The organism is Klebsiella sp. WP3-W18-ESBL-02, assembly GCF_014168815.1.
Taxonomy (GTDB): Bacteria; Pseudomonadota; Gammaproteobacteria; order Enterobacterales; family Enterobacteriaceae; genus Kluyvera; species Kluyvera ascorbata_B.
Genome location: NZ_AP021972.1, coordinates 5086472 through 5107471 on the forward strand (window position 1 = coordinate 5086472; position 21000 = coordinate 5107471).

Annotated in this window: 14 protein-coding genes and 3 rRNA genes; 8 read left to right on the forward strand and 9 right to left on the reverse strand. The window is 53.3% G+C overall.

Annotation, left to right across the window (positions count from 1 at the left end):
* Positions 1-178 precede the first annotated feature (178 nt).
* The 4 genes from glnA to H7R56_RS24445 all read left to right on the forward strand — a co-directional run bounded on the left by glnA (position 179) and on the right by H7R56_RS24445 (position 4487).
* Positions 179-1588 (forward strand): glutamate--ammonia ligase, encoded by a 1410-nt coding sequence (gene glnA, locus H7R56_RS24430; protein WP_064540489.1) that lies wholly within the window; start codon positions 179-181, stop codon positions 1586-1588.
* Positions 1589-1794: 206 nt separating this feature from the next.
* Positions 1795-2844 carry a nitrogen regulation protein NR(II) gene (gene glnL / locus H7R56_RS24435; RefSeq protein ID WP_106929266.1) on the forward strand — a complete coding sequence of 350 codons (1050 nt, stop codon included), beginning with the start codon at positions 1795-1797 and terminating at the stop codon, positions 2842-2844.
* A gap of 9 nt (positions 2845-2853) precedes the next feature.
* Positions 2854-4266 (forward strand): nitrogen regulation protein NR(I), encoded by a 1413-nt coding sequence (gene glnG / locus H7R56_RS24440; protein ID WP_106929264.1) that lies wholly within the window; start codon positions 2854-2856, stop codon positions 4264-4266.
* A gap of 113 nt (positions 4267-4379) precedes the next feature.
* Positions 4380-4487: a YshB family small membrane protein gene (locus H7R56_RS24445; protein ID WP_106929262.1), complete on the forward strand. Its 108-nt coding sequence runs from the start codon at positions 4380-4382 to the stop codon at positions 4485-4487.
* 69 nt (positions 4488-4556) lie between these two features.
* Here the strand turns inward: H7R56_RS24445 and hemN are convergent, their stop codons facing one another.
* Positions 4557-5930: an oxygen-independent coproporphyrinogen III oxidase gene (hemN, locus tag H7R56_RS24450; protein ID WP_106929260.1), complete on the reverse strand. Its 1374-nt coding sequence runs from the start codon at positions 5928-5930 to the stop codon at positions 4557-4559.
* A 188-nt stretch (positions 5931-6118) separates the two neighbouring features.
* A complete protein-coding gene (gene yihI, locus H7R56_RS24455) occupies positions 6119-6637 on the reverse strand; it encodes a Der GTPase-activating protein YihI (protein ID WP_106929256.1) in 519 nt (172 codons plus the stop codon).
* 592 nt (positions 6638-7229) lie between these two features.
* Here yihI and yihA point away from each other — a divergent pair.
* Positions 7230-7865, forward strand: coding sequence for a ribosome biogenesis GTP-binding protein YihA/YsxC (gene yihA / locus H7R56_RS24460; RefSeq protein WP_106929254.1), 636 nt, complete (start codon positions 7230-7232; stop codon positions 7863-7865).
* 372 nt (positions 7866-8237) lie between these two features.
* Here the strand turns inward: yihA and polA are convergent, their stop codons facing one another.
* Complete coding sequence (polA, locus tag H7R56_RS24465) at positions 8238-11033, reverse strand: DNA polymerase I (protein WP_106929252.1); 2796 nt, start codon at positions 11031-11033, stop codon at positions 8238-8240.
* 396 nt (positions 11034-11429) lie between these two features.
* On the opposite strand from polA, the gene H7R56_RS24470 reads away from it, so the two are divergent.
* Complete coding sequence (locus H7R56_RS24470) at positions 11430-12338, forward strand: acyltransferase (RefSeq protein ID WP_106929250.1); 909 nt, start codon at positions 11430-11432, stop codon at positions 12336-12338.
* A gap of 15 nt (positions 12339-12353) precedes the next feature.
* On the opposite strand, the gene dsbA is transcribed toward H7R56_RS24470, so the two are convergent.
* The 3 genes from dsbA to H7R56_RS24485 form a co-directional block, all read right to left on the reverse strand.
* The gene (gene dsbA, locus H7R56_RS24475) at positions 12354-12977 is read right to left on the reverse strand and encodes a thiol:disulfide interchange protein DsbA (protein ID WP_106929248.1); all 624 of its coding nucleotides are present in this window, start codon (positions 12975-12977) and stop codon (positions 12354-12356) included.
* 27 nt (positions 12978-13004) lie between these two features.
* Positions 13005-13991, reverse strand: a complete 987-nt coding sequence (locus H7R56_RS24480; RefSeq protein ID WP_106929246.1) for a serine/threonine protein kinase — start codon at positions 13989-13991, stop codon at positions 13005-13007.
* 75 nt (positions 13992-14066) lie between these two features.
* Positions 14067-14336, reverse strand: a complete 270-nt coding sequence (locus tag H7R56_RS24485) for a YihD family protein (protein WP_035892297.1) — start codon at positions 14334-14336, stop codon at positions 14067-14069.
* A 126-nt stretch (positions 14337-14462) separates the two neighbouring features.
* Between H7R56_RS24485 and mobA the strand changes: the two genes are divergently transcribed.
* Together mobA and mobB are read left to right on the forward strand one after the other, a co-directional pair.
* Complete coding sequence (gene mobA / locus H7R56_RS24490; RefSeq protein ID WP_374956753.1) at positions 14463-14990, forward strand: molybdenum cofactor guanylyltransferase MobA; 528 nt, start codon at positions 14463-14465, stop codon at positions 14988-14990.
* Positions 14987-15496 carry a molybdopterin-guanine dinucleotide biosynthesis protein MobB gene (mobB, locus tag H7R56_RS24495; RefSeq protein ID WP_106929242.1) on the forward strand — a complete coding sequence of 170 codons (510 nt, stop codon included), beginning with the start codon at positions 14987-14989 and terminating at the stop codon, positions 15494-15496. Before mobA ends, mobB begins: the two co-directional genes overlap by 4 nt.
* Positions 15497-15644: 148 nt before the next feature.
* Here the strand turns inward: mobB and rrf are convergent.
* From rrf to H7R56_RS24510, 3 genes are all read right to left on the reverse strand, one after another.
* Positions 15645-15760: ribosomal RNA gene (rrf, locus tag H7R56_RS24500) — 5S ribosomal RNA — on the reverse strand.
* A gap of 95 nt (positions 15761-15855) precedes the next feature.
* Positions 15856-18761 (reverse strand): 23S ribosomal RNA (locus H7R56_RS24505).
* A gap of 233 nt (positions 18762-18994) precedes the next feature.
* Positions 18995-20534, reverse strand: a 16S ribosomal RNA gene (locus tag H7R56_RS24510).
* The 16S, 23S and 5S rRNA genes sit together here, the layout of an rRNA operon.
* Between the last annotated feature and the right edge of the window lie 466 nt (positions 20535-21000).

Consider the following 21000-nt stretch of genomic DNA (forward strand, 5'->3'; position numbering starts at 1 on the left):
AAGACTATCATGGTGCAGCCATTTTGCACTATGGTGCGCATGATAACGCCTTTTGGGGGTGATTTAAAAGTTGGCACAGATTTCGCTTTATATTTTTCACGGCAACACCGCCACTTTTAAGCAGTGATTGAAGACCTCGTTACCACGACGACAATGACAAATCCGGGAGATGTAAAGTATGTCCGCTGAACACGTTTTGACGATGCTGAATGAGCATGAAGTGAAGTTTGTCGATCTGCGCTTTACCGATACCAAAGGTAAAGAACAGCACGTCACTATTCCTGCCCATCAGGTTAATGCCGAATTCTTCGAAGAAGGCAAAATGTTTGACGGCTCCTCCATCGGCGGCTGGAAAGGCATTAACGAATCAGACATGGTTCTGATGCCGGACGCATCTACCGCTCTCATCGACCCGTTCTTTGAAGAGTCTACCCTGATTATTCGTTGTGACATCCTGGAACCAGGCACCCTGCAGGGCTACGACCGCGACCCGCGCTCTATCGCGAAACGCGCTGAAGAGTACCTGCGCGCTACCGGCATCGCAGACACCGTTCTGTTCGGGCCAGAGCCAGAATTCTTCCTGTTTGATGACATCCGCTTCGGCGCATCTATCTCCGGTTCCCACGTGGCTATCGACGATATCGAAGGCGCATGGAACTCCTCCACCAAATACGAAGGCGGTAACAAAGGTCACCGTCCTGGCGTGAAAGGCGGTTACTTCCCGGTTCCTCCGGTTGATTCCTCACAGGACATCCGTTCTACCATGTGTCTGATCATGGAAGAGATGGGCCTGGTGGTTGAAGCGCATCACCACGAAGTGGCAACCGCTGGCCAGAACGAAATCGCGACCCGCTTCAACACCATGACCAAGAAAGCGGACGAAATTCAGATCTACAAATACGTTGTGCACAACGTTGCGCACCGTTTCGGTAAAACCGCGACCTTTATGCCAAAACCAATGTTTGGCGATAACGGTTCCGGCATGCACTGCCACATGTCCCTGTCCAAGAACGGCGTAAACCTGTTCTCCGGTGACAAATATGCGGGTCTGTCTGAGCAGGCGCTGTACTACATCGGCGGCGTCATCAAACACGCGAAAGCGATCAACGCCCTGGCGAACCCGACCACCAACTCCTACAAGCGTCTGGTCCCGGGTTACGAAGCGCCGGTTATGCTGGCTTACTCTGCGCGTAACCGTTCTGCTTCCATCCGTATTCCGGTGGTTGCATCTCCGAAAGCGCGTCGTATCGAAGTGCGCTTCCCGGACCCGGCGGCTAACCCGTACCTGTGCTTCGCCGCGCTGCTGATGGCTGGCCTTGACGGTATCAAGAACAAAATCCATCCGGGCGAAGCCATGGATAAAAACCTGTACGACCTGCCGCCGGAAGAAGCGAAAGAGATCCCACAGGTTGCAGGCTCTCTGGAAGAAGCGCTGCAGGCACTGGACGCAGATCGCGAGTTCCTGACGGCTGGCGGCGTATTCACTGATGAAGCTATCGACGCTTACATCACGCTGCGCACGGAAGAAAACGACCGCGTACGCATGACTCCGCACCCGGTTGAGTTCGAACTGTACTACAGCGTCTAAGACGTTTTGAGTTGTACTGTCTGGATGAGGTCGCGTCATTGCCGATGGGCGCTGGCGCGACAATCTGGAATTGAGTTGCCGTGGAAACTTTCAGCCCATCTCAGGATGGGCTTTTTTCTCCACCAACAACCTGATCTTCCGCGCTTTTTATCCGTAAAAAGCTATACTGCACTAAAACAGTGCAAGCCTTTTCAGGAGACTGCTAAATGGCAACAGGCGCACTGCCCGATGCTGGGCAGATCCTTAACTCGTTAATCAACAGCATTTTGTTGGTCGATGACGACCTCGCCGTTCACTACGCCAATCCGGCGGCGCAGCAGCTGCTGGCGCAGAGCGCGCGTAAACTTTTCGGTACTCCGCTTCCCGAACTGTTGAGCTATTTCTCGCTTAACGTCGGTTTAATGCAGGAGAGCCTGCAAACCGGCCAGGGGTTCACCGATAACGAAGTGACACTGGTCATCGACGGTCGTTCGCACATTCTTTCGCTCACCGCCCAGCGGCTGCCTGACGGCTTTATTTTGCTGGAGATGGCACCCATGGATAATCAGCGTCGCCTGAGCCAGGAACAGCTCCAGCACGCCCAGCAGATTGCCGCACGCGATCTGGTCCGCGGGCTGGCACACGAGATTAAAAACCCGCTTGGCGGCCTGCGCGGCGCAGCGCAGCTGCTCAGCAAAGCGCTACCCGATCCAGCGCTCACCGAATACACCAACGTGATTATCGAACAGGCCGACCGCCTGCGTAATCTGGTCGATCGCCTGCTTGGCCCCCAGCATCCCGGTACGCATGTGACCGAGAGCATTCATAAAGTGGCCGAACGGGTAGTGAAGCTGGTGTCGATGGAGCTGCCGGAAAACGTCAAGCTGGTGCGCGACTACGATCCAAGCTTGCCGGAATTACCGCACGATCCCGACCAGATTGAGCAAGTTTTGCTTAATATCGTGCGTAATGCCCTTCAGGCATTGGGGCCAGAAGGCGGCGAAATTGTCCTGCGCACCCGTACTGCTTTTCAGTTAACGCTGCACGGCGTTCGCTACCGCCTGGCCGCCCGCATTGATGTCGAAGATAACGGCCCCGGCATTCCATCACATTTGCAGGATACGCTGTTTTATCCGATGGTCAGCGGGCGCGAAGGTGGCACCGGGCTGGGTCTGTCGATCGCGCGCAGCCTGATCGACCAGCACTCCGGCAAAATTGAATTTACCAGTTGGCCAGGCCATACCGAGTTTTCGGTTTTCCTGCCAATTAAAAAATAAGGTGTGTTTATGCAACGAGGGATAGTCTGGGTTGTTGATGACGATAGCTCCATCCGTTGGGTGCTTGAACGCGCGCTCACCGGCGCAGGGCTAACCTGCACGACATTTGAAGGCGGGAAAGAGGTGCTGGACGCGCTGGCCAGCAAAACCCCCGACGTACTGATGTCCGATATTCGTATGCCCGGCATGGACGGCCTGGCGCTGTTGACGCAAATCAAGCAGCGCCATCCGATGCTTCCGGTCATCATAATGACGGCACACTCCGATCTGGACGCCGCCGTCAGCGCCTATCAGCAAGGTGCCTTCGACTACCTGCCAAAACCGTTCGATATTGATGAGGCGGTGGCGCTGGTTGAACGCGCCATCAGCCACTATCAGGAACAGCAGCAGCCGCGCAACGTTCAGGTTGACGGCCCGACCACCGATATCATCGGCGAAGCCCCGGCGATGCAGGACGTATTCCGCATCATTGGTCGCCTTTCACGTTCTTCCATCAGCGTGTTGATTAACGGCGAATCGGGTACCGGTAAAGAGCTGGTCGCTCATGCCCTGCACCGCCATAGCCCCCGCGTTAAGGCACCATTTATCGCGCTGAACATGGCGGCCATTCCAAAAGATCTGATAGAGTCCGAGCTCTTTGGTCACGAAAAAGGGGCCTTCACCGGCGCCAATACCGTGCGCCAGGGCCGCTTTGAGCAGGCCGACGGCGGCACGCTGTTTCTCGATGAAATTGGCGATATGCCAATGGACGTCCAGACCCGTCTGCTGCGCGTGCTGGCAGACGGCCAGTTCTATCGCGTCGGCGGCTACGCCCCGGTGAAGGTCGACGTGCGTATTATTGCCGCCACCCACCAGAACCTTGAGCAACGCGTGCAGGAAGGCAAGTTCCGCGAGGATTTGTTCCACCGTCTGAACGTTATTCGCGTCCATCTGCCGCCGCTGCGCGAGCGTCGGGAAGATATTCCGCGCCTGGCGCACCATTTCCTGCAGGTCGCCGCCCGTGAGCTGGGCGTGGAAGCTAAACTGCTGCATCCGGAAACCGAAGCGGCCTTAACGCGTCTGGCCTGGCCCGGCAACGTACGCCAGTTGGAAAACACCTGCCGCTGGCTGACGGTGATGGCCGCCGGGCAAGAGGTGCTGATTCAGGATCTGCCGGGCGAGCTGTTTGAAGCGAGCCTGCCCGACAGCACTAACGCCTCCTCGTTGCCGGATAGCTGGGCGACGCTGCTGGCGCAGTGGGCCGATCGCGCGCTGCGCTCCGGTCATCAAAACCTGCTTTCAGAAGCTCAGCCTGAAATGGAACGCACGTTGCTGACCACCGCGTTACGCCATACGCAGGGGCATAAACAGGAAGCCGCACGCCTGCTCGGCTGGGGGCGTAATACCCTGACGCGTAAGCTGAAAGAGCTCGGAATGGAGTAAGAACAGGGTGAAGTGTAAATATTGCGCGATTGGCGCAAGTTGCTGCAATTTTATACTTTACTGTTCCGATGAGTTAAGTATTATGCTGCCCGGCAATCCACGGGGGGACGAAAATGCTTGAGTCATTGATTAATCTGGTATCGAGCGGTGCGGCCAGCCACTCACCGCAAACGGCGATGGCCGCCGTGCTGTGCGCGGCGCTGGTAGGGCTGTTCAGCTAAGCCGGATGGCGCTAGCGCTTATCCGGCCTGTAGGCCCGGTAAGCGTAGCGCCACCGGGCGATATCAACACTAAATCACCCGCGAGAACTGCTGCATACGCGCCTTCTGGCGCAGATAAGCGTCAAAGCACATGCAGATGTTGCGAATCAACAGCCGGCCTTTAGCGGTTACCTGAATGCCCTTTTCATCGATATCCACCAGCCCATCTTTCGCCAGCGGAGCCAGCAGCGCCAGATCCTCGGCGAAGTAGTCGCCGAAATTCAGATCCCATCGTGTTTCTACTGCCGCGAAATCAAGGCTGAAATTGCAGATTAGCGCCTTAATCACGTCACGACGGATACAGTCATCGCGGGTTAAAGCAATACCGCGCCACAGGGCATTCCCCTGCTCAGCCACCTGCTGATAATACAGCTTCAGCTCTTTTTGGTTCTGCGCGTAGCAGTCGCCAATCATGCTGATGGCAGAAACACCCATGCCCAGCAGGTCGGTATCGCCCTGGGTGGTATAGCCCTGGAAGTTGCGGTGCAGTACGCCTTCCCGCTGTGCCACGGCCAGCTCGTTGTCCGGGCGCGCAAAGTGATCCATGCCAATGAACTGATAGCCTGCCTGCGTCAGCGAGGCGATGGTCTCTTGCAGGATATCCAGCTTCTGCTGCGCCGACGGCAGATCGGCATCTTTAATCTTGCGTTGGGCGGCAAACAGCGTCGGCAGATGCGCGTAGTTAAACACGCTCAGCCGATCCGGGTTCAGCTCAGCCACGCGCTTGAGGGTAAAGGCAAAGCTCTCCGGCGTCTGCTTCGGCAGGCCGTAAATCAGGTCAATGTTGGTCGAGGTAAAGCCGATATCACGGGCGTGATTGAGCAGCGCAAAGATGAAATCTTCATCTTGCTCGCGATTCACTAGCCGCTGTACCTCTTTATTGAAGTCCTGGACGCCCATGCTCAGGCGGTTAAAACCTTCAGCACGCAGATGGTCAATCACATCGAGTTCAATTTCTCGCGGGTCGACTTCAATGGAGATCTCGGCGTCAGCATCAAAGTGAAAATGCGCGCGCAGTAACGTCATCAGGCGGCTGATTTGCGCCTTATTCAGATAGGTTGGCGTGCCGCCGCCCCAGTGCAGCTGGCTGACGTGGCGGCCGGTAAACAGCGGCGCACGCTGGCGAATCTCCTGCTCCAGAACGTCGAGATACTGGTCAGCTTTATGCTGCTGGCGGGTGACGATTTTATTACAGCCGCAGAAGTAGCAGAGCTTATGGCAGAACGGGATATGTACGTACAGCGACAGCGGCCGCTCTGGGTAACGCGCAACGGCGTCCTGAAACTCCGCTTCGCCAAAGGCGTCTGAGAATTCCAGCGCCGTCGGGTACGAGGTATAGCGTGGCCCGGAATAGTTATATTTCTGGATCAGGGCCAGATCCCAGTCGATTAACTGCACAGACATGCTCACTCCTTGCGATGGTGTCGAGAACGACGACGGCTTGCCGGCCTGGCCGCATGACGCAGCGTTAGCCGGTTGCGCAGCCAGTTTTGACGCCGCGACAACCGTCGTAGTTTAACGAATAACCACCCCAGATAACATATAACCAAAAGGGTTATAAGCAGGACGGGCAGGCCAATCGGGTGCAAACGTTACTTTCCGCCTCGCAGCAGACGCATCATGTCTTCTTTCTCTTCCTCTTCCTCTTCTTCTTCTTCGTCATCATCATAAGAGAGGCCGAGTTGCTGCATCAGTTCATCAATGCGGTCCAGCTTCGCGTCAACCCAGGTTTGCTCTTCAGCAGTCAGGGTTTCGCCTTCTTCCAGACGTTCCAGCAGCGCGTCCAGGCGCTCATCGGTCTCCAGCATATCCAGCTCAGCCTGCGGTGAAAGCATAGGTTTCTCGCTCTTCGGTTTGTGCTGCTTAACGACCGGCGCGTCGGTGACGCCCAGTGCGATCGGTTTTTTACTACCAATACGAGGATCTTTTTGCTGCTTCTGTTTATTGGAGCCCGATGCACCGTCACTGCCGCTGGCGCGGCTGCCCGGCGCATGGCCACGGTGCTTTTTGTCACGTTTACGGTCGCGAGCTTCCTGGTTCAGCTCTTCACGCGTTTTGCGACGCTGTTTGCCTGGCGCTTTACTGCGCGGCGCAGAGGTTGGTTTTTTCATGATGTCTGATCTTTTAAGCCGTTTTATTCAGTATAGAATTGAGGCGGAATCTAGCAGAAAGCAAACAAAGAAAAAAGGCGACAGAGTAATCTGTCGCCTTTTTTCCTGACTCACAACCCATTACGGGTTCTACATTCCGTGTTTGCTTTCAACGCACCCTGTTTATCCGTTAGCTCTATAACAGTCCCTGTTATTGTTCCCTTTCCTTGCGTAACGTCTCCAGACGTTGGTCATCCTGACAGATTCCGTAGGTCTTCGCCTCCTGGCGTTCCTGACCCCTCATCCTGAGTCTAAATCCTTCTGGCACCCTTGCCGATGGGTGCTACTTTACCGCGTTGAGTTAAACTAACAAGCAACAAATGAGTGAAAGTCTGACAAATGAGATTATTGCTCGCATGTAATATTATGATTTTAAATAATTTGAACATAATATAAGCAATATTTTCTCCTCAATGTCCCATAGCGAATAGAGCAAATGTCTTACAAACGTAAGGGCATTGGCTTACAGTTGAGGGGAGTGGAGGAAATCCAGCCTTTTTTTGCCGATCGGGTATAATCGCCCCCATTGCCTGATTTAACGGAGACGACCGTTTTGACTAACTGGAACTATCAACTGACGCACTTTGTCACCAGCGCGCCAGATATCCGCCACTTGCCTTCCGATACCGGAATCGAAGTGGCCTTCGCCGGACGCTCCAACGCGGGGAAATCCAGCGCCCTGAATACGCTGACCAACCAGAAAAGCCTGGCCCGCACCTCAAAGACGCCGGGTCGTACGCAGCTGATTAACCTGTTTGAAGTCGCCGACGGCAAACGCCTTGTCGACCTGCCGGGTTATGGCTACGCCCAGGTACCGGAAGAGATGAAAATCAAGTGGCAGCGTGCGCTGGGTGAATACCTGGAAAAACGTCTGTGCCTGAAAGGATTAGTGGTGCTGATGGATATCCGCCATCCGCTGAAGGACCTCGACCAGCAGATGATCGAGTGGGCCGTCGCCAGCGAAATCCCGGTTCTGGTGCTGTTAACCAAGGCAGACAAGCTGGCCAGCGGCGCGCGTAAAGCGCAGCTGAATCTGGTGCGCGAGGCGGCAATTGCCTTTAACGGCGATGTGCAGGTCGAAGCATTTTCTTCACTGAAAAAGCAGGGCGTGGATAAACTGCGTCAGAAACTGGACAGCTGGTTTAACGACATTCCTCCGCAGGAAGAAACGGAAGCAGCCGCAGAGTAACCCGCTCTATGTCCCGGATTGCGGCGCCTGGCGCCCTGTTCCGGGCACATTCTCTTTCGTCCCTACCCGTCTTTTTCACGCCAGGCCAACTGTGGCAAAACATTTCTTTCGCCCAATAAAAAACGCCCCAGTCATTACTGACTGGGGCGGCTAAAATATTCAGCCAAATCCGATTACGTGAAGTAAAAGGTCTGAAAGATAGAACATCTTACCTCTGTACCCTACGCGATTAACTCTACTCTTTTTTACGGCCGACAGAAAGCACTTTTTGTAGTTTTTTTTCAGTTGTTACATAACAAATTCTAATGTTCATCACAAAATTAGATAAGTTATGTTGCTTACTTACATAAAGCGCCGTTATTCATTGAACACTTAATGAGCTTGATCCCAGTTTTCACCGCTGCCCACTTCCACCAGTAACGGTACGTCCAGCGTGGTGCTGTTTTCCATGAGCTCATGCACCTTCTTCGACACCGCCTCAACATCGTCTTTATGCACTTCAAAGACCAGTTCATCGTGCACCTGCATAATCATTCGCACGCGCGGTTTCTCAGCTTCCAGCCAGCCGTCAACGGCAATCATCGCCCGCTTAATGATATCCGCAGCGGTCCCCTGCATTGGGGCATTTATCGCCGCGCGCTCTGCACCAGCACGACGTGCGGCATTGCTGGCTTGAATATCCGGCAAGTAAAGACGACGGCCATCAAGCGTAGCGACATAGCCCTGCTCTTTCGCCTGCGCACGCGTACGCTCCATATAGTCCAGCACGCCAGGATAACGTTCGAAGTAGAGATCCATATACTTCTGCGCTTCTTTACGCGGAATGTTCAGCTGGCGAGCAAGGCCAAAGGCACTCATACCATAGATCAGACCAAAGTTGATCGCCTTGGCGCTACGGCGCTGTTCGCCGGTCACGCTCTCCAGCGGCAGGCCGAAGACTTCTGCTGCGGTGGCGCGGTGAATGTCTTTCCCTTCGGCAAAGGCCTTCAGCAGGCCTGCGTCGCGCGACAGGTGCGCCATAATACGCAGCTCAATCTGCGAGTAGTCGGCGGAGACAATGACGTAATCTTCCGGCGCAATAAACGCCTGGCGAATACGGCGCCCTTCGTCGTTACGTACCGGAATGTTTTGCAGGTTCGGATCGGTTGATGACAAGCGCCCGGTAGCGGTAACCGCCTGGTGATAAGAGGTGTGCACGCGGCCGGTTTTCGGGTTGATCATCAGCGGCAGCTTATCGGTATAGGTTGATTTCAGCTTCGCTAGCCCGCGGTATTCAAGGATCACCTTCGGCAGCGGGTAGTCCAGCGCCAGCTCTTCCAGCACCTCTTCCGACGTGGACGGCGCGCCGCCCGGCGTTTTTTTCAGTGGCTTAATGCCTTGTTTTTCAAACAGAATAGTTTGCAGCTGTTTCGGTGAGGAGAGATTAAACTCTTCGCCAGCAATCTCGTAGGCTTTCTGCTCCAGCTCAACCAGACGTTTGGCAATCTCCTGCGAATGCGCGTGCAGCACGGCGGGATCGATCTTCACGCCGTTACGCTCGATGCGGGAGAGAACCGGCACCAGCGGCATTTCAATTTCGTTAAAGATACGCAGAGGGCCTTCGTTCTTTTGCAGCTTCGGCCACATCTTCAGGTGTAGCTGTAGCGTTACGTCAGCATCTTCCGCCGCATAGCGCCCGGCTTCTTCCAGCGCAATCTGGTTGAAGGTGAGCTGGTTCTTACCTTTGCCGGCAATCTCTTCAAAGGTGATCGTCTTGTGCTTCAGCCAGCGGTCGGAGAGGCTGTCCATATCGTGACGCCCGGCGACGCTATCCAGCGTGTAAGATTCCAGCATCGTGTCATAAGCAATACCGCGCAGTTCAATGCCGTAATTGGCCAGAATACCGCGGTCGTACTTCAGGTTTTGCCCCACCTTCAGCAGCGAGTCATCTTCCAGCAGCGGCTTGAGCAGCTCAAGTACTCGCTCCCGCGAGATTTGCTCTGGCGCATCCAGATAGTCATGGGCCACAGGTACATAAGCCGCTACCCCTGGCTCGATGGCGAACGACAGGCCCACCATATTGGCGGAAATATTGTCGAGGCTGTCGGTTTCCGTATCAAAAGCAAACAGCGGCGCTTTCTTCAGCTTTTCAATCCAGCTCACCAGCATCGCTTCATCGAGGATAGTGACGTAGTTCTCCGCCGAGAGCGTTGCCGCCGTTTCTTCAACCTCAACCTCAACGTCCGCAACGACCGCTTTACCTGCGGGTTTCGATGCCGGTTTAGCGCCTTTAGCCTGCATCCAGGTGCCGGACTCAACGTCGGTGATCCAGCGTTTAAACTCGTATTTCTTAAACAGCGCCAGCAGCTCATCCGCCGCCGGCTGCGCAACGGTCAGCTGTTCACAGCCAAGCTCCAGCTCAACGTCAGTTTTAATGGTCGCCAGTTTGTAAGAGAGATAAGCCAGATCTTTATTTTGCTCGAGCTTCGCCGCCATCGTTTTTGCGCCGCGGAAAGTAAGCCCGGCAATTTTTTCCGGTTCACCGTACAACGTGTCCAGGCCACCAAGCCCTTGTAGCAGCGCCTGCGCGGTTTTCTCACCCACGCCAGGTACGCCAGGGATGTTATCCGAGGAGTCGCCCATCAGCGCGAGGAAGTCGATAATCAGCTCCGGCGGCACACCGTATTTGGTAACCACTTCGTCTGGGCCAAGGATCGTGTTGGTCATGGTGTTGATAAGCGTAATACCCGGCGTGACGAGCTGCGCCATATCTTTATCACCGGTGCTGATAAGCACCGGACGGCCTGCTTTTTCAGCTTCGCGCGCCAGCGTACCGATGACGTCGTCCGCTTCCACGCCGGAAACGGCCAGCAGCGGCAGACCCATCGCTTTCACCATGGTATGCAGCGGTTCAATCTGCGCGCGCAGATCGTCCGGCATCGGCGGCCGGTGGGATTTGTAGTCCTCAAACAGTTCATCACGGAAGGTTTTCCCCTTCGCATCAAACACCACCGCGGCATGCGTCGGCTGGTATTGCAGGATCAAGCTGCGCAGCATGTTCAGCACCCCGTACATAGCGCCTGTCGGCTCGCCCGCCCGGTTAGTCAGCGGTGGGAACGCGTGGTATGCCCGGTAGAGATAAGAGGATCCATCAACGAGGATAAGGGGGTTTTCTGGGATCTGAACCATAATTTCCGTGCCTGTTTATCAGATTATGGGTAAAGGATGCCACAGACGGCATGAAAACATGAATTTTTCGCCAAAATAACGCGAAAAGATTTAGAGATCTTCACGATCGCACGCAAATAAAATTGTGGATAACTTTGTGAATAGTTTTATTTTACTGATAACAAATGATATATAACCGTCGGTTAAATAAAAATTAATTATTAATTTTCAATGCATTATGAAAAGATCGCAGGCTAAGAGTGCGATCTGGTGATAATTCACACTGTGTGGATAGAGATGCCGGTGATTTTTCTGTTTCAGTAAGACCCGTCATTTGGTGCGTTTTCTGATAAAATCAGCCCCTTGTGCCCTTTTATGCGTGCACGTTAAACAACTAACTATCTGAATAGAAACACTATGTCGAGATTGCTCGCGGCGATAACGCTACCCATCAGTATCGCACTCACCATTTTAGTGACGATTTTATGCTCCGTGCCGATTATTATCGCCGGGCTCATAAAACTCATTTTACCCATCCCGGTTATCTGGCGCTCGGTCTCGGTGTTCTGCAATTTCATGATGTACTGCTGGTGTGAAGGGTTAGCCGCGCTTCTGCATCTCAACCCCTGGCTAAAGTGGGATATTCAGGGGCTTGAATCGCTCAGCAAGAAAAACTGGTATCTGCTGATCTGCAATCATCATAGCTGGGCCGATATCGTTGTCCTGTGCGTGCTCTTCCGTAAGCACATCCCAATGAACAAATACTTTCTCAAACAGCAGCTGGCCTGGGTGCCGTTTATGGGCCTGGCATGTTGGGCGCTGGATATGCCGTTTATGCGCCGCTACTCGCGCAGCTACCTGATTCGCCACCCCGAGCGTCGCGGTAAAGACGTGGAAACAACCCGTCGTTCATGTGAGAAATTCCGCGCGCACCCGACGACTATCGTTAACTTTGTTGAAGGTTCACGCTTCACACCGGAGAAACGCCGTCAGACGCGCTCACCGTATCAGCATTTGCTGCCGCCGAAGGCCGCAGGGATTGCGATGGCCTTGAACGTGTTGGGGTCGCAGTTTGATAAGATGCTGGATGTCACGCTGTGCTATCCGGAAAACGACAAGACGCCGTTTTACGATATGTTGAGCGGCAGGCTGACGCGTATCGTGGTGCGCGTTAATCTGCGCCCTATCGATTCAGAACTGCACGGTGACTACGTTGGGGATAAGAACTTTAAACGTCGCTTCCAGCTTTGGCTGAACGGCATATGGGAAGAGAAAGACCAGCAGATAAAAACAATCAAAGCAGAATATAAAAACGCCGGTCACTGACCGGCGTTTTTATTTTTACTTCTTCTCAACCAGCTGTTTCACGGTATCCGCGTACTGCGCCACAAAGACATCCATATTGCTGGTGTCCATACCCTGCGGGTTCAGCTGATATTTACCGTTAACAAACATCGCCGGCACGCCCTGCAGCTGCAGGTCGGACGCGGCTTTTTCCTGCTGTGCGACCAGCGATTTCACCACGAAGCTGTTCCAGGCGGCGTCATAATCCTCGCCCTTCACGCCCGCATCGGTGAACACTTTGCGGATATCCGCCACGGTCTGCACGGTCTGGTTTTTCTGCACGGCTTCAAACATTGGCGCGGTGATCTGATCTTCAACGCCCAGTGCCATCGCCACTGCCCACGCCTGCGTCAGGTCTTTGCCCAGCGGGCCCAGGAACTCAACGTGGTATTTGGTCATTTTGGTGCCTTCAGGCAGCTTTTTCTTCACGTTGTCAGAAACGTGCAGAACCTCTTCAAACTGATAGCAATGCGGGCAGTAGAAGGAGAAGAACTCCAGCACCTGCGGCTCGCCTGCAACCGGCTTATCGATCGTAATATACTGTTTGCCGTCGGTAATCTGTGCAGCGGATGCGCTGAATGCCAGAATCATACCTGCCAGCGCAAGCCAAACCTTTTTCATAACTCACTCTCTCCTGACTGTGTTGAATTAATACATTGGCGTTAACTGAAGCGGCGGTTCCTGGAGGACTTTCACCTGCTCCACAAAAGTAGCGATCTGCCGATGCCAGAAATCTTCCCCGGTTAACCAGGGAAAATTTTTCGGAAATGCAGGGTCATCCCACCGCCTGATTATCCAGGCAAGATAATAAACCAACCGCATTGCACGTAAAGGCTCGATCAGCGGCAATTCGTCTGAATTAAAGCGGCTGAACTCTTCATAAGCCTCAACAATTGTCTCTAGCTGCATACGTCTCTCGGCAAGGGAGCCGTTAAGCAGCATCCATAAATCCTGTACCGCCGGGCCGTTGCGCGCATCGTCGAGATCGACAAACAGCGGGCCATCGCGCCAGAGGATATTTCCGGCATGGCAATCACCGTGCAGGCGCAGCGCATCGAACCGGCCGTGCCAGAGGCCCATAACGGCATCAATAAGATCGTCGGTAGCCTTCAGGAAACGGTCTTTTAAACCAGCAGGGATCAACGCCGACTGCTCAAACACCGCGCGCGGCTCAATCAGGTACTCTTTCACGCCAATCGACGGACGAGCGGTAAAGCGGGATTTGCGCCCGGTTTGATGCAGACGCCCGAGGTAACGCCCCACCCATTCCATTTGATCCAGATTATCTGACTCAAACTGACGCCCTCCCAGGCTTGGGAAAACGGCAAAGTAGAAGCCTTCGTGGGTCAGTAAGGTTTGGTCATTAAAGATGAGCGGGGCTGCAACGGGCACCTCATCTTGAGCCAGCTCCAGCGCAAACTGGTGCTCTTCAAGAATCTGCGCGGCCGACCAGCGTTCCGGGCGATAAAACTTGACCACCATCCGGCGGCGGTCTTCGTCCTGGAACTGATAAACCCGATTCTCGTAGCTGTTAAGTGGGGTGAGACCAGAGTCCACCCGGATGCCCTGTTCAAAAAGAGCATCGATAATGGTATCCGGGTGGAGGGTCTGGAAAGTGAAAGCCTTGTCGTTCATCCTGGCATCCGATAACGATACGAATGGTTCAGGATATCATTTCATGCGGATTTCAGCGGCTCTGCTTACAACCTTTTACTCTTTAATCACGCCGCGCGCGCGCAGCAGCGCCGTTTTAAAGTCTTCTTCGTAATCTTTCTGAATACCCGGAATGACCGCATCTTTCGCGGAATCACGCATTTTCAGATGGTAGATCAGAATATCATCCGTTAAATCGGCCAATTCGCCGTCATAGCCTGACTCCTTCGCCAGTTTCTGCAAAAATTGCAGTAAATTCAGCTCTGGCTCTTTCTGCCAGGCCGGCTGGAGGAGTTCAATAACTTCATTCAGACGTTTACATTTCATGGTCGTGCTCCTTACGCTTGATAGAGACACGTTAGCAGGGTAATCCCCACAATAAAAGAGGCGATATTGGTGAATGCAGAGAGCCAGATAACCGGCGTGGTGCTGGCAGGGGGTAAGGCCTCCAGAATGGGCGGGCAGGATAAAGGCTTAATGCTGCTTAACGGGAAGCCACTGTGGCAACATGTGGCTGATTGTCTGCGCCCACAGGTGAACAACATGATCATCAGTGCGAATCGTAATCTGGATATCTATCATCAGAGCGGTTTGACCGTCATAACTGATACGCTATCAGACTTCCCGGGTCCACTGGCTGGGCTGTTATCGGCTATGCAGCAAACTTCCGCTGAATGGTTTTTATTTTGCCCCTGTGATACGCCCTTTATTCCTGCTCGGCTCGTCGAACGGCTGGTCACACAGCGTCACCATGCCCCCGTAGTTTGGGTTCATGATGGCGATCGCGATCACCCTGCCGTGGCGCTGGCTCATCGCAGCCTGGCCCCGTTGATTGAGGATTATCTTGCCCGCGGAGAACGTCGCGTAATGGTGTTTATGCGCCAGGTTGGCGGGCATTCCGTCGATTTTAGCGACATGAAAGCCGCATTCCGCAATATTAATACGCTGGAAGATCTGCAGACCCATCAGGAAAGAACATGATCCCATTGTTAGCAATTGCCGCATGGAGCGGTACGGGAAAAACAACGCTGTTGAAAAAGCTCATACCGGAGCTTTGTCTACGCGGTATTCGTCCAGGTCTTATTAAGCATACCCATCACAATATGGATGTTGATAAACCCGGTAAGGATAGTTATGAGCTCCGTAAGGCAGGTGCTGCACAGACGTTGGTTGCGAGCAGGCAACGCTGGGCGCTAATGACCGAAACTCCTGAAGAAACGGAGCTGGACCTGGCTTTTCTGGTCAGCAGGATGGACGCATCAACGCTGGATCTGGTGCTGGTGGAGGGGTTTAAGCACGAAGCCGTCGCTAAGATTTTACTGTTTCGCCAGGATGCTGGACATGCAGTAAGCGAGTTGACGATCGATGAACATACGATTGCAGTGGCCAGCGATATTCCGCTGAACGTTGGTGTGCCGGTACTGAATTTGAATAATGTGCCGGAAATAGTCGCGTTTATTGTGGCGTGGCTGGAAGCAAAATCGTAGGCCGGATAAGGCGTTCACGCCGCCATCCGGCGATGTGCGCCAGGTGTGCCTGAGGGCGCTGCGCTTATCAGCGCCTGCAGCATGATTATCCGGAAATACAGACGCAAAAAAGCCCATCCGTCAGGATGGGCTTCTTCACTTAATTGATGCCTGGCAGTTCCCTACTCTCGCATGGGGAGGCCCCACACTACCATCGGCGCTACGGCGTTTCACTTCTGAGTTCGGCATGGGGTCAGGTGGGACCACCGCGCTACGGCCGCCAGGCAAATTCTGTTATTAACCCGCTTTTCGCCGGTTAATGTAATCTGTAATCAATGCTGAAAATCGTCTCAATTTCGCCAAAACAGCTTCGGCGTTGTAAGGTTAAGCCTCACGGTTCATTAGTATCGGTTAGCTCAATGTATCGCTACACTTACACACCCGACCTATCAACGTCGTCGTCTTCAACGTTCCTTCAGGACTCTCAGGGAGTCAGGGAGAACTCATCTCGGGGCAAGTTTCGTGCTTAGATGCTTTCAGCACTTATCTCTTCCGCATTTAGCTACCGGGCAATGCCATTGGCATGACAACCCGAACACCAGTGATGCGTCCACTCCGGTCCTCTCGTACTAGGAGCAGCCCCCCTCAATTCTCCAGCGCCCACGGCAGATAGGGACCGAACTGTCTCACGACGTTCTAAACCCAGCTCGCGTACCACTTTAAATGGCGAACAGCCATACCCTTGGGACCTACTTCAGCCCCAGGATGTGATGAGCCGACATCGAGGTGCCAAACACCGCCGTCGATATGAACTCTTGGGCGGTATCAGCCTGTTATCCCCGGAGTACCTTTTATCCGTTGAGCGATGGCCCTTCCATTCAGAACCACCGGATCACTAAGACCTGCTTTCGCACCTGCTCGAGCCGTCACTCTCGCAGTCAAGCTAGCTTATGCCTTTGCACTAACCTCCTGATGTCCGACCAGGATTAGCTAACCTTCGTGCTCCTCCGTTACTCTTTAGGAGGAGACCGCCCCAGTCAAACTACCCACCAGACACTGTCCGCAACCCGGATCACGGGTCTACGTTAGAACACCAGCCATTAAAGGGTGGTATTTCAAGGTTGGCTCCACACGAACTGGCGTCCGCGCTTCAAAGCCTCCCACCTATCCTACACATCAAGGACCAGTGTTCAGTGTCAAGCTATAGTAAAGGTTCACGGGGTCTTTCCGTCTTGCCGCGGGTACACTGCATCTTCACAGCGAGTTCAATTTCACTGAGTCTCGGGTGGAGACAGCCTGGCCATCATTACGCCATTCGTGCAGGTCGGAACTTACCCGACAAGGAATTTCGCTACCTTAGGACCGTTATAGTTACGGCCGCCGTTTACCGGGGCTTCGATCAAGAGCTTCGCGTTGCCGCTAACCCCATCAATTAACCTTCCGGCACCGGGCAGGCGTCACACCGTATACGTCCACTTTCGTGTTTGCACAGTGCTGTGTTTTTAATAAACAGTTGCAGCCAGCTGGTATCTTCGACTGATTTCAGCTCCATGGGTAAACCACTTCACCTACATATCAGCGTGCCTTCTCCCGAAGTTACGGCACCATTTTGCCTAGTTCCTTCACCCGAGTTCTCTCAAGCGCCTTGGTATTCTCTACCTGACCACCTGTGTCGGTTTGGGGTACGATTTGATGTTACCTGATGCTTAGAGGCTTTTCCTGGAAGCAGGGCATTTGTTACTTCAGCACCGTAGTGCCTCGTCATCACACCTCAGCGTTAAAAGAAGTCCGGATTTACCTAAACTTCCCGCCTACATGCTTAAACCGGGACAACCGTCGCCCGGCTAACATAGCCTTCTCCGTCCCCCCTTCGCAGTAACACCAAGTACAGGAATATTAACCTGTTTCCCATCGACTACGCCTTTCGGCCTCGCCTTAGGGGTCGACTCACCCTGCCCCGATTAACGTTGGACAGGAACCCTTGGTCTTCCGGCGTGCGGGTTTTTCACCCGCATTATCGTTACTTATGTCAGCATTCGCACTTCTGATACCTCCAGCAACCCTCACAGGCCACCTTCGCAGGCTTACAGAACGCTCCCCTACCCAACAACACATAGTGTCGCTGCCGCAGCTTCGGTGCACAGTTTAGCCCCGTTACATCTTCCGCGCAGGCCGACTCGACCAGTGAGCTATTACGCTTTCTTTAAATGATGGCTGCTTCTAAGCCAACATCCTGGCTGTCTGAGCCTTCCCACATCGTTTCCCACTTAACTGTGACTTTGGGACCTTAGCTGGCGGTCTGGGTTGTTTCCCTCTTCACGACGGACGTTAGCACCCGCCGTGTGTCTCCCGTGATAACATTCTTCGGTATTCGCAGTTTGCATCGGGTTGGTAAGTCGGGATGACCCCCTAGCCGAAACAGTGCTCTACCCCGAAGATGAATTCACGAGGCGCTACCTAAATAGCTTTCGGGGAGAACCAGCTATCTCCCGGTTTGATTGGCCTTTCACCCCCAGCCACAAGTCATCCGCTAATTTTTCAACATTAGTCGGTTCGGTCCTCCAGTTAGTGTTACCCAACCTTCAACCTGCCCATGGCTAGATCACCGGGTTTCGGGTCTATACCCTGCAACTTAACGCCCAGTTAAGACTCGGTTTCCCTTCGGCTCCCCTATTCGGTTAACCTTGCTACAGAATATAAGTCGCTGACCCATTATACAAAAGGTACGCAGTCACCCCATAAAGAGGCTCCCACTGCTTGTACGTACACGGTTTCAGGTTCTTTTTCACTCCCCTCGCCGGGGTTCTTTTCGCCTTTCCCTCACGGTACTGGTTCACTATCGGTCAGTCAGGAGTATTTAGCCTTGGAGGATGGTCCCCCCATATTCAGACAGGATACCACGTGTCCCGCCCTACTCTTCGAGTTCACAACCTGTGCATTTTGGTGTACGGGACTATCACCCTGTACCGTCGGACTTTCCAGACCGTTCCACTAACACACAAGCTGATTCAGACTCTGGGCTGCTCCCCGTTCGCTCGCCGCTACTGGGGGAATCTCGGTTGATTTCTTTTCCTCGGGGTACTTAGATGTTTCAGTTCCCCCGGTTCGCTTCATTACGCTATGTATTCACGTAATGATAGTGTGACGAATCACACTGGGTTTCCCCATTCGGAAATCGCCGGTTATAACGGTTCATATCACCTTACCGACGCTTATCGCAGATTAGCACGTCCTTCATCGCCTCTGACTGCCAGGGCATCCACCGTGTACGCTTAGTCGCTTAACCTCACAACCCGAAGATGTTTCGTAAAACACCATCGTGTTGCGAAAATTTGAGAGACTCGAACACACCGCTTATCTGCTCTTATTACGGAGAACAGACACAGTGTGTCGTTTCAATTTTCAGCTTGATCCAGATTTTTAAAGAGCAAAACTTCTTAATGCACTCGAAAGTACATTCAGAAGTTCATCATTTACCAGACAATTTGTGTGAGCACTTCAAAGAACGCTTCTTTAAGGTAAGGAGGTGATCCAACCGCAGGTTCCCCTACGGTTACCTTGTTACGACTTCACCCCAGTCATGAATCACAAAGTGGTAAGCGCCCTCCCGAAGGTTAAGCTACCTACTTCTTTTGCAACCCACTCCCATGGTGTGACGGGCGGTGTGTACAAGGCCCGGGAACGTATTCACCGTAGCATTCTGATCTACGATTACTAGCGATTCCGACTTCATGGAGTCGAGTTGCAGACTCCAATCCGGACTACGACATACTTTATGAGGTCCGCTTGCTCTCGCGAGGTCGCTTCTCTTTGTATATGCCATTGTAGCACGTGTGTAGCCCTACTCGTAAGGGCCATGATGACTTGACGTCATCCCCACCTTCCTCCAGTTTATCACTGGCAGTCTCCTTTGAGTTCCCGGCCGAACCGCTGGCAACAAAGGATAAGGGTTGCGCTCGTTGCGGGACTTAACCCAACATTTCACAACACGAGCTGACGACAGCCATGCAGCACCTGTCTCAGAGTTCCCGAAGGCACCAAAGCATCTCTGCTAAGTTCTCTGGATGTCAAGAGTAGGTAAGGTTCTTCGCGTTGCATCGAATTAAACCACATGCTCCACCGCTTGTGCGGGCCCCCGTCAATTCATTTGAGTTTTAACCTTGCGGCCGTACTCCCCAGGCGGTCTATTTAACGCGTTAGCTCCGGAAGCCACTCCTCAAGGGAACAACCTCCAAATAGACATCGTTTACGGCGTGGACTACCAGGGTATCTAATCCTGTTTGCTCCCCACGCTTTCGCACCTGAGCGTCAGTCTTCGTCCAGGGGGCCGCCTTCGCCACCGGTATTCCTCCAGATCTCTACGCATTTCACCGCTACACCTGGAATTCTACCCCCCTCTACGAGACTCAAGCTTGCCAGTTTCAAATGCAGTTCCCAGGTTGAGCCCGGGGATTTCACATCTGACTTAACAAACCGCCTGCGTGCGCTTTACGCCCAGTAATTCCGATTAACGCTTGCACCCTCCGTATTACCGCGGCTGCTGGCACGGAGTTAGCCGGTGCTTCTTCTGCGAGTAACGTCAATCACTAAGGTTATTAACCTTAATGCCTTCCTCCTCGCTGAAAGTACTTTACAACCCGAAGGCCTTCTTCATACACGCGGCATGGCTGCATCAGGCTTGCGCCCATTGTGCAATATTCCCCACTGCTGCCTCCCGTAGGAGTCTGGACCGTGTCTCAGTTCCAGTGTGGCTGGTCATCCTCTCAGACCAGCTAGGGATCGTCGCCTAGGTGAGCCGTTACCCCACCTACTAGCTAATCCCATCTGGGCACATCCGATGGTGTGAGGCCCGAAGGTCCCCCACTTTGGTCTTGCGACGTTATGCGGTATTAGCTACCGTTTCCAGTAGTTATCCCCCTCCATCGGGCAGTTTCCCAGACATTACTCACCCGTCCGCCACTCGTCACCCAAGAGCAAGCTCTCTGTGCTACCGTTCGACTTGCATGTGTTAGGCCTGCCGCCAGCGTTCAATCTGAGCCATGATCAAACTCTTCAATTTAAGTTTGATGCTCGTGAATTAAACTTCGTAATGAATTACGTGTTCACTCAGAGACTTGGTATTCATTTTTCGTCTTGCGACGTTAAGAATCCGTATCTTCGAGTGCCCACACAGATTGTCTGATAAATTGTTAAAGAGCAGTTGCGACGCGCTTTAGCGCCTGTCGCTGAGGTGGCGTATACTACGCTTTCCTCTTTCAGAGTCAAGCGTTTAATTTCGCTTTTCTCTGCCGAGATTCTCAGGAGAACCTCGCTGACCCGGCGGCTTGTAATCCGTTGTTCCGTGTCAGTGGAGGCGCATTATAGGGAGTTTATTCTGGCTGACAAGCGTAAATTCAAAATAATTTATCGCTCGCTTTTTTTTTCACCAAATTGTGTATCAATACAGCGTAAAAAGCCCAGACTGCTGTTTTTAACACCGATCCAGTACGTCAAATGGCATACTAAAGAAAGATAAATAATAGGAA